Annotated in this window: 2 protein-coding genes; one reads left to right on the top strand and one right to left on the bottom strand. The window is 65.2% G+C overall.

Annotated elements, in window-relative coordinates:
* Positions 1 to 211 (bottom strand): DUF5787 family protein (locus PGX04_RS03995; protein ID WP_273737324.1); only part of this gene is annotated, 211 nt, incomplete at its 3' end.
* A 166-nt stretch (positions 212 to 377) separates the two neighbouring features.
* Here PGX04_RS03995 and PGX04_RS03990 point away from each other — a divergent pair.
* Positions 378 to 1284, top strand: a 907-nt coding sequence (locus PGX04_RS03990) for a translation initiation factor IF-2 subunit gamma (RefSeq protein ID WP_273737323.1), incomplete at its 3' end; no start/stop codon positions are given.

Below are 1284 nucleotides of genomic sequence, written 5' to 3'. Positions count from 1 at the left end.
GAACAACGTACAGATCGCGTCCAACTTCGCGGCGATGAGCGACGCCGAGCGCGACGCGGTCGTCGAACTCGGAACCGGGCTCGACGCAGAGCACGTCCAGAATCCGCCCGCCGGGATCGGCGACGCTGCCGCCGAGCTGACGGGCGACGATCCCCTCCCTGCGCGACTCGAGGTGGGCGCACAACTCGAGTTCGAACGCGAACTCTGACACGGTAGTGGGGAGGGCAGCGGGCGAGAAAAGTCGTCGGGTTCGGCGGCTCGACGCCGACCGTGTGCGTGGCAATCTCTCGGTCTCATCGTCGGCGAAACCGAAGGGATAGCTCGCAACCTTTATCAGTCGCACAGCGGAATCACTACCCAAGATTACTCATCGTCTTATGGTAGGAAATCGACAACCGGAGGTGAACATCGGGCTCGTCGGTCACGTAGATCACGGCAAGACGACGCTGGTGCAAGCGCTGAGCGGTTCGTGGACGGACCAGCACTCCGAGGAGATGAAACGCGGTATCTCCATCAGACTCGGCTACGCCGACGCGACCTTCCGCTACTGCGAGGGAGCGGACGAACCCGAATGTTACACTGTAGCAGAGGAGTGTCCGGACGGCTCGGAAAGCGAGCCGCTTCGGACCGTCTCGTTCGTCGACGCCCCGGGTCACGAGACCCTGATGGCGACGATGCTTTCGGGCGCATCGCTGATGGACGGCGCGGTACTGGTCGTCAGCGCCAACGAACCCGTCCCCCAGCCCCAGACCGAGGAGCACCTGATGGCGCTGGACATCATCGGCATCGACAACATCGTCATCGCCCAGAACAAGGTCGACCTCGTCGACGCGGACACCGCCCGCAACAACTACGAGCAGATCACGGAGTTCGTCGAGGGCACGGTCGCGGAGGACGCCCCGATCGTCCCCGTCTCCGCGGGACAGGAGGTCAATCTCGACCTGCTGATTCAGGCCATCGAGGAGGAGATCCCCACTCCCGAGCGGGATCCCGACACCGATGCCCGGATGCACGTCGCCCGGAGCTTCGACATCAACAAACCCGGGACGACGGCGAAAGACCTGGCCGGCGGCGTCCTCGGCGGCAGTCTGGTCCGGGGCGAACTCGAGGTCGGCGACGAGATCGAGATCCGACCCGGCCGCGAAGTCGAGGAGGGCGGCCAGAGCGAGTACGTCCCGATTCAGACGAGCATCCGCTCGTTGCAGGCCGGCGGCGAGACCGTCGACACCGTCACGCCGGGCGGCCTGCTCGGCGTCGGAACCAAGCTCGACCCCTCGCTGACGA

The sequence above is a fragment of the Natrinema soli genome (assembly GCF_028618695.1).
This window is presented reverse-complemented; position numbering and strand designations above follow the sequence as displayed.